The organism is Adlercreutzia sp. ZJ242 (genome assembly GCF_011038995.1).
Taxonomy (GTDB): domain Bacteria; phylum Actinomycetota; class Coriobacteriia; order Coriobacteriales; family Eggerthellaceae; genus CAAEEV01.
The window spans coordinates 1-7,881 of record NZ_JAAKEE010000074.1; the positions used below are offsets into that span (position 1 = coordinate 1).

9 protein-coding genes are annotated in these 7,881 nt (G+C 68.6%); 2 read left to right on the plus strand and 7 right to left on the minus strand.

The genetic code is table 11. From position 1 onward, the window contains the following. A partial coding sequence (locus tag G7Y49_RS11460) for a GntR family transcriptional regulator (protein ID WP_165173949.1) occupies window positions 1-449 on the minus strand: 449 nt, incomplete at its 3' end. Further along, window positions 446-1,540: a CPBP family intramembrane glutamic endopeptidase gene (locus tag G7Y49_RS11465; RefSeq protein ID WP_165173951.1), complete on the minus strand. Its 1,095-nt coding sequence runs from the start codon at window positions 1,538-1,540 to the stop codon at window positions 446-448. The genes G7Y49_RS11460 and G7Y49_RS11465, both read right to left, overlap by 4 nt. A 574-nt stretch (window positions 1,541-2,114) precedes the next feature. Here G7Y49_RS11465 and G7Y49_RS11470 point away from each other — a divergent pair. Further along, window positions 2,115-2,999, plus strand: a complete 885-nt coding sequence (locus G7Y49_RS11470; RefSeq protein WP_165173959.1) for a methionyl aminopeptidase — start codon at window positions 2,115-2,117, stop codon at window positions 2,997-2,999. Between the two features lie 94 nt (window positions 3,000-3,093). On the opposite strand, the gene G7Y49_RS11475 is transcribed toward G7Y49_RS11470, so the two are convergent. Further along, the gene (locus G7Y49_RS11475) at window positions 3,094-3,864 is read right to left on the minus strand and encodes a MerR family transcriptional regulator (protein WP_165173953.1); all 771 of its coding nucleotides are present in this window, start codon (window positions 3,862-3,864) and stop codon (window positions 3,094-3,096) included. A gap of 271 nt (window positions 3,865-4,135) precedes the next feature. On the opposite strand from G7Y49_RS11475, the gene G7Y49_RS11480 reads away from it, so the two are divergent. Continuing rightward, window positions 4,136-5,083: an SPFH domain-containing protein gene (locus G7Y49_RS11480; protein WP_165173955.1), complete on the plus strand. Its 948-nt coding sequence runs from the start codon at window positions 4,136-4,138 to the stop codon at window positions 5,081-5,083. A gap of 103 nt (window positions 5,084-5,186) precedes the next feature. On the opposite strand, the gene G7Y49_RS11485 is transcribed toward G7Y49_RS11480, so the two are convergent. The 4 genes from G7Y49_RS11485 to G7Y49_RS11500 form a co-directional block, all read right to left on the minus strand. Continuing rightward, window positions 5,187-5,651: a dCMP deaminase family protein gene (locus G7Y49_RS11485; RefSeq protein WP_241157406.1), complete on the minus strand. Its 465-nt coding sequence runs from the start codon at window positions 5,649-5,651 to the stop codon at window positions 5,187-5,189. Between the two features lie 231 nt (window positions 5,652-5,882). Beyond that, the gene (locus tag G7Y49_RS11490) at window positions 5,883-6,245 is read right to left on the minus strand and encodes a nitrous oxide-stimulated promoter family protein (RefSeq protein ID WP_165173957.1); all 363 of its coding nucleotides are present in this window, start codon (window positions 6,243-6,245) and stop codon (window positions 5,883-5,885) included. 28 nt (window positions 6,246-6,273) lie between these two features. After that, on the minus strand, window positions 6,274-7,119 hold the full coding sequence (locus G7Y49_RS11495; RefSeq protein WP_255465936.1) for a deoxyribonuclease IV: 846 nt from the start codon (window positions 7,117-7,119) through the stop codon (window positions 6,274-6,276). A gap of 57 nt (window positions 7,120-7,176) precedes the next feature. Beyond that, window positions 7,177-7,881, minus strand: a 705-nt coding sequence (locus G7Y49_RS11500; RefSeq protein WP_206214687.1) for a thioredoxin family protein, incomplete at its 5' end; no start/stop codon positions are given.

The following is a 7,881-nucleotide window of genomic DNA, read 5'->3' on the forward strand; positions in this document are numbered from 1 at the left end:
TTGCCCTCCGCGTCAACCCCGAGCACGCCCACGTTGCGCCGCGCGCCCGCGATGCCGGGGTCGGCGAACGCCTCGGCCGCCGCGCGCGCCGCGAGCTCGGCAAACCCCTGCGCCGAGCCGCCGCGCGCCTTGTACTCGAGCGCGAGCGACTGCAGCGTCTCGGCGAGCGCCGCCTCGGCGCGCCCGCGCCGCTCGGCCGACGCCGCCAGCGCCTCGTCGGCCACGTACGCGCCGCTGCGCCCGCGCATCACGAGGTAGCCCTCGTCGCGCAGCACGGCGTAGGCTTTGTTGACCGTGTGCAGGTTGATGCCCAAATCGCTCGCCAAGCGGCGCACGCTCGGCAGGCCGTCGCCCGCCAGCAGCTCGCCGCGCGCGATGGCCGCCACAACCTGGTTGCGAATCTGCAGGTAGAGAGGCTCGTTTGAGGTTTGGTCGATGCGCAGGATCATACGCGCTCCTTCACGTCCCGAGCGAAGGCCTCCCCTTCGCCGCCCTCGGCAGGCTCAAGCGGAAGCCCGCCGTCGCGCGCAGGCGCATGCTCGCCAACGCCTGCCGGCGCGCTCTCGCCAGCTTGCGCAAACGCCCCTTCGCCTCCCGCCGGGCGCCGGCGCAGCAGCAGGTCCCCGCCGCGCTTCTCCTGGCGGCGCAGCAGCACCGCCATCACCACGCCGCACGCGATGAGCGCCGCGCCTCCGAGGATGCCCGTCGGCGCCGGCCCCACGAAGGGATCACCGCCAGAGACCGAGAACATGATCCCCGCGTTCACCATGCCGTTCAGGGCGCCGTGCGCGAACGCCGCCGGAAGGCAGCTGCCCGAGCGCAGCGTCGCATAGCTCATGAAAACGCCCGTCACCAGGCAGAACACGCACATGGCGAGGATTCCGGCGAAGGGGAAGCCCGCATAGCCCATGCCGTAGTTGTGCCCGGCCATCGTGAGCGGCGCATGCCACAAGCCCCAGATCACGCCTGACAGCAGCAGCGTCGGCAGGATGCCCCTGCGCTCGAGCAGCTTCGGCAGCAGGTAGCCGCGCCAGCCCCACTCCTCGCCGAACGTCGTCGCGATGTTGAGGGCGGGGGCGAGGAGGATCCCCGTCGCAAGCTGAGCGACTCCCACCAAGATTACCTGGTCGGGGGCAATCGTCGCGCCCGTCTGAGCCGCCTGCGCCTCGAGCAGCGCGGCCAGATGCGACATCGAGGGGTCGAAGTCGGCGGGGTTCAGCGCAAAGTACAGCGCCGCGCCCGCGAGGACGAGCACCGAGGGGCCGAACCACCCGAGCAGCCAGTACTTCCACGTGCGGCGGAAGTCAACGGGCGCGATCAGCGACGAGCCGAAGAACCCCTCGCGCGTGACGAGCCGCGTGACGACCACGCCGATCGCCGGGAAGAACATGACCACGGCCACGATCAGCTGAACGGCCACCGCGGGCACGTCGCCCAACCCGCCCGTCGCCGCCGGCCACACCACCATGAACTCATAGGCCCACGTCAAGGCAAAGGTAACGCCCAAGAATATCAGAATCCGCCTCAAGGTGACGTCCATCGTCCCCTCCTCCGTCTCTTCTCGCCTGCCGCATCATTTTCTGTTCTATTTATACTATAACAAATGGAACACAGCGGCGCAAGAAGAGCACTCGAGAGCGCGAGGGAAGCCGATTCTTCGCCCCCGTGCAGTTTCTCGCCGTTATTTTGGCAGAAATCTTCAGATCTTTGTCTTTCCCTCAGCCGTCAGAGGCGAATTCGCCTTGCACCTTCAAAGCACCTGTCAGCAAATTCGCAGGTCACAGCATTTTACAAAAAACGCTGAGAGCTGATTAGCCCCGCCGGCACAGCAAAAGTCTCCCTGAAAGAACAAATATCTGAAGATTTCTGCCAAAACGCCCCGAGAAATCTGCACGCCCTCCAGCAAAGCGGAAACACCGCAGGCTCACGTCCCACGATCCCCCGTTTTTCGCCCGCCGAGCGCACGCAGACGACCGCGCGCTCCGGCAAAAGTTGGAGTAGTATAACTGCTGACGCAAACCAACCCGAAATCGCACGCGCGACGGCCTGCCAGCCAGGGCGAGCCCCGCTCGCGCAGCGTGCGCGAACATGAGAAACGGATGAGCATCGTGAATATGTACGACGGACAGCCCCAGCTCGGACGCAACGACGTCTGCTGGTGCGGCAGCGGCAAGAAGTACAAGAAGTGCCACCTCGACACCGACGAGCGCCTGCAGGCGCTGTGGGACGCGGGCGAGGAGGTGCCCTACCGCAGCCTGCTGAAGACACCCGAGGACATCGCGGGCGTGAGGCGCAGCGCCGAGGTGAACGTCGGGGTGCTCGACTACGTGGCCGAGCGCATCGGCCCCGGCGTGACCACCGCCGACATCGACCAGTGGGTGCACGACTACACCGTCGAGCACGGCGCCGTCCCCGCGCCGCTCGACTACGAGGGCTTCCCCAACAGCGTGTGCACCTCCGCCAACGAGGTGGTGTGCCACGGCATCCCCTCCCCTGACGAGGTGCTGAAGGAAGGCGACATCATCAACGTCGACTGCTCCACCGTCAAGGACGGCTACTTCTCGGACTCCTCGCGCATGTTCGTCATCGGCGAGACCACGCCCGAGAAGGCCGACCTCGTGCGCGTGTGCAAGGAGGCCATGGAGGAGGGCCTCAAGGCCGTGAAGCCGTGGGGACACCTCGGCGACATCGGCGCGGCGGTGAACGACTACGCGAAGGCGCACGGCTACACGGTGGTGCGCGAGTTCGGCGGCCACGGCATCGGCCTGGAGTTCCACGAGGACCCGTTCGTGAGCTTCGTCACCGAGCCGGGGACCGGCCCCATCCTGGCGCCGGGCCTCATGTTCACCATCGAGCCCATGATCAACATGGGTGCCCAGGAGATCGACATGACCGACCCCAACGGCTGGACCGTGCGCACCGCCGACGGGGCGCCCACCGCCCAGTGGGAGGTGCAGATCGTCATCACCGAGGACGGCTACGAGCTGCTGAGCTGGTAAGACGTGCAGGCGGCGAGGCCCCGAGGCAGTGGGGCCTCGCCGCTCCTTACGACAGGACCCCGCCGTCGTAGGTCCTCTCCGTTATCGAACCCCGCTACTTCGCGCAGTACGCCGCGATGGCGTCGCGCAGGAACTCCGCGGCGCCCGGCGCCCACGCCTCGTAGTAGGCGCGGAAGCGCTCGTCAGCCACGTAGCCCTCGGCAAGCGCCGCATGCGCCGCCTTCGAGTAGGCGCCCTCGGCCCAGAACGCCTGCAGCCACCGGCCGTGCAGCCGCGCCGCCTCCTGGGCCGCCGCGCACGTCGGGTCGCCCGTCGGCAGAGCCTCGAGCAGCAGCTCCTTCACGCGGGCCTCGGTTTGCCGCACCTCACTCCACCTCTCCTCGCTCATGCCCATCACGCGCGCGTTGCTGGCGTCCGCCGCCGCGTCTCCCCACCTCTCGCGCACCTCCGCACCGTAGGCGGCTTCGTTCTTCGCGATGAGGTCGCGCTTGAACGCGCGGAACTTCTCCTCGTCGGCCATCTTCGGCCCTCCTTCCAAGCATGCGAGCGTCTTCTCGACGTTCGCGATCATGTCGTCAATCTGGCTGCGCTGGGCGCGCAGCGCGCCGAGGTGGCGCCGCAGCGCCGCGCGCTGGTCGAACGCCGGGTCCTCCATCATACGGCGAATGTCCGCGAGCGGCATGCCCGTCTGGCGGAACAGCAGCACCTGATGCAGCCGGTCGACCTCCGCCGCCTCGTAGCGCCGATACCCGTTGGCTGCGCGACGGGCGCGCACCAGCCCCAGCTCGTCGTAGTGGTGCAGCGTGCGCACGCTCACGCCCGCCAGCTTCGCCAGCTCGTGCACCGAGTATCCCCTCCCCGGCATCGCGGCCGCCTCCCTTCGCTCGCCTCCGCTTTTGCGATCGCACAAGGAAGCATAAACCCTCACGCAACGTGAGAGTCAACAGGAAATTTCGCGAAAAGGAGGCGGAAAAGCCGAAGCCGCAGCGCCAACGCGCGCGGCGCCCGCACGCCGCGACGTTCATACGCGGTAGCGCAACTACGTCGCGGCATCAGCACGTCACGGCGCCTGCAGCGCGCGTTGGCGCTTTCGTGTATCATGGGGGAAAGTCTCGCCCCCTTGGATAGGAGCCCTCATGCCGACCGTCGCAGCCATCTTGTCCGCGCTGATCGTGCCCTTGATCCTGCTGGCCATCCTCGTGGTGCTGGCGCTGCAGTCCATCTACATCGTGCCGCAGCAGAAGGTCGCCATCATCGAGCGCCTCGGCAAGTTCAACCGCACCGCGCCCGCGGGCCTGCACTTCCGCATCCCCATCATCGAGCGCATCGCCGCGCGCGTCGACCTGCGCACGCGCCAGGAGGAGTTCGCCATCGACGCGAAGACCAAGGACAACGTGACCGTCACCATGTCCATCGCCGCGCAGTACCGCGTGTCCGTCACGCCGGGGGTGAGCCCCGAGCAGTCGGGCGTATGGCGCAGCTACTACATGCTGGCGAACCCCGTGGCGCAGATGCGCTCCTACCTCATCGACGCGCTGCGCTCGAGCGTGCCGCAGTACACCCTCGACGAGGTGTTCGACAAGAAGGACGCCATCGCCTCCGACGTGAACGTCACGGTGTCGGGCCTCATGGTGGCGTACGGCTTCGACGTGGTGTCCACGCTGATCACGTCCATCGACCTGCCCTCCGACGTGGAGCAGTCCATGAACCGCATCAACTCCGCGCAGCGGGAGAAGGAAGCCGCCCAGTCGCTCGCCGAGGCCGAGCGCATCAAGGTGGTCACCGAGGCGCGCGCTCGCGCCGAGGCCATGGAGCAGGCCGGCATCGGCATCGCCGCGCAGCGCAAGGCCATCGCCGACGGCATCTCCGAGTCGCTGTCGGTGATCCGCGACTCCGGCGTGTCGGCTGCGGAAGCAAACCAGCTGTTCATCTTCACGCAGTGGACCGACATGATGACCGAGTTCGCGCGCAGCGGCCGGATGTCCACCGTGGTGCTGCCGAGCGACTTCTCGCAGACCGCCTCCATGTTCGAGCAGATGCTCGTGGCGAACAAGGAGGACGAGGAAGGGAAGGGCCTGCGCTAGCTTGGGAAGCGCGCGTCGGCCTGAGGCCGCAGTGCAACCGCTGGCGCAGGTCAGCGCGTGCTTGCGCCGCCAACGCGCAATCGTCCGCGCCGGGCCGCAGCCGTCAGCGCGCGCTGATGTCGATCTCGCGCTCGACGTAGCGCACGTACTCCACGCCGGCGGCGTCGAACATGCGCTTCGAGGCGCGCGTGCCGTCGGTGTCGGCGTACTTGTCCTCGAGGTACACCACGCGCGCGATGCGCGACTGGATGATGGCCTTCGCACACTCGTTGCACGGGAACAGCGTGGTGTACACCGTGCAGCCGTCGAGCGGCGCCGACGAGTTCAAGATGGCGTTCAGCTCGGCGTGAACCACGTAGGCGTACTTCTGGTCGAAGTACTCGCCGTTCGACGTCCAGGGGAACTCGCGGTCGTCGCAGCCGATGGGCATGCCGTTGTAGCCGATCCCCAGGATGATGCGCTTGTCGTTGACGATGCACGCGCCCACCTGCGTGTGGGGGTCCTTGCTGCGCAAAGACGACAGCTTGGCGATTCCCATGAAGTACTCGTTCCAGGACAGCGGGTTCACGGTGACCTTCCTCCTACGGCAGACGCCGTTGACCTATGCGGTGATGACCCGCCTATGATACCGCTTTTGGCACGCGAGGGCAGCCCGGAAGCGGCGTGAGCGCAGGCGCACGCTGCCCCTGCGCGAGCGACGCGCGCGGGCGGCATGCGGGTGCGCCAGCACGCAGACGGCGTGCGAGCCGGCAAGCGCAGGCGGCGCACTCGGCACGCGCAGGCGGCGCGTCGCCGCGGGCTACTTCCCCAGCAGGTGGCGAACGGCGGCGATGGGATGCTTGGTGATCATGCGCGGGCCCGCGAAGCGCATCACGGCGCAGATCTGCTCGCGCTCAGCCGCGCGGTAGCAGCGGTTCTCGCATTCGTCGCAGGAGGTCTTCACGTCCATCTTGCGGCAGCCGCGCGTGCGCGCCACGGCGTACGCGTCGAGCGCGGCGCACGCAGGGCACACCGCCTCGCCGCAGTGGGCCGTCTCGGTGCGCTCGGCAGCCGCGTGGCTGCTCGCGCAGTACAGCGCGATCATCTGCGAGATGGTGCGCATCTCGCGCTCGCGCCGCTTCGCCACCGCAGGCGTGTCGTGGTTGTCGGAAACGTTGGCCATGGCGCGCACTATACCAGAAGCGCACGTCCTACGCGCGGCGCATCTCCTTCAAAGCGGCGATCTCCTCACCCCACTCGACCAGCGCGTCATGGGGCGTCTCCAGGAAGAACGGCAGGTCGCGCAGCGCGGGATGGCTGACGATGCGCCCGAACGCCTCCGCGCCGATGAAGCCGCCGCCGATCACCGCGTGGCGGTCCTTGTGCGCGCCGAGCGGGTTCTTCGAGTCGTTCAGGTGGATGGCGCACAGGCGGCCGAGCCCCACCACGCGGTCGAACTCCTCGAGCACGCCGTCGAGGTCGCCCGCCACGTCGTAGCCGCCGTCCCACACGTGGCACGTGTCCAGGCACACGCCCACGTGGTCGGCCAGCTCGACGCGCTCGATGATGGCCGCCAGCTCCTCGAACGTCCGCCCCACCTCCGTTCCCTTCCCCGCCATGGTCTCGAGCAGCAGCGTGGTGGTCTGCTCGGGGGCGAGCACGGCGTTCAGCGCGTCGGCGATGAGCCCGACGCCCGCATCCGCGCCCTGGCCCACGTGGCAGCCAGGGTGCATGTTGTACATCTGGTGCGGCGTGTGCTCCATGCGCGCCAGGTCGTCCGCGAGCGTCTCGAGCGCGAACGCGCGCGTCTCGGGCTTGGCCGCCGCAGGGTTCATGGTGTAGGGCGCGTGCGCGAGGAAGCGCGTGATGCCGTGCTCGGCCGCGAACGCGTGGAAGGCCGCCACGTCAGCCGGGTCGATGGCCTTCGCGCGCCCGCCGCGCGGGTTGCGCGTGAAGAACTGGAGCGTGTTCGCCCCGATGGAGGCCGCGTCCTGCGCCATGCGCGCATACCCCTTGGCGCTTGAGAGGTGGCACCCGATGGTAAACTCGCTCGTCAAGCCAAGCTCCTTCGCTTCCGTAGTCCGCTTCGGCGCCCACGGCGGGCGCCCCTTCCCTTACCCCAGAAGGTCGAGGACCTGGGACAGGCCCTTCTTGCCGAAGGCGATCTTCTCGCCCTCGTTCACCACGAGGCACGGGACGCTCATCACCTGGTAGCGATCCTTGAACTGCGGGAAGTGCGCGACGTCGTAAACGTGCGTTGACACGCCCGGGTTGTCGGCGGCGATGCGCTGCGCGGCCACCACCACGTCGGGGCAGTTCGTGCACGACAGCGACACCAGCACGTCGAGGTGCGTCGGCGCGACCGCCGCGATGCGCTCGCGCGTTTCGTCGTCGAGGGGCTGGCCGGGGCCCGCCGCGTTGTACAGCCCCAGGATGAAGCTCGTGAACTCGTGGCCGCCCGGCACGCCGTGGAAGGCGAGGCCCGTGTCCGATCCGTCGGCGCGCAGCACGCGCACGCACGGCGCCGCGAGGCCGGCTGCGGGCTCGCCGGCGGCCGCCTCCTGCGGCGCCACCGCCACGGAGAGCTTGTCGGTGCAGGCCGCGAGCTCCTCCATCCAGCCGCGCAGCTCAGCCGAGATCGGCCGCTCGTCGAGGTGAAGCTCCAGCGCGAGGGAGGAGGCCATGCGGCCGAACACGGTGTCAAGCTGGGGCTTCATGGCCGGGTCGAGGTAGCGGAAGGCTACGGAGCCGGACGTTGCCGAGCTGGGCGCGCTCGCGCCGGCGGCGCCCGCGGCGTCCGACCCGCCCGCCGCCGTGGC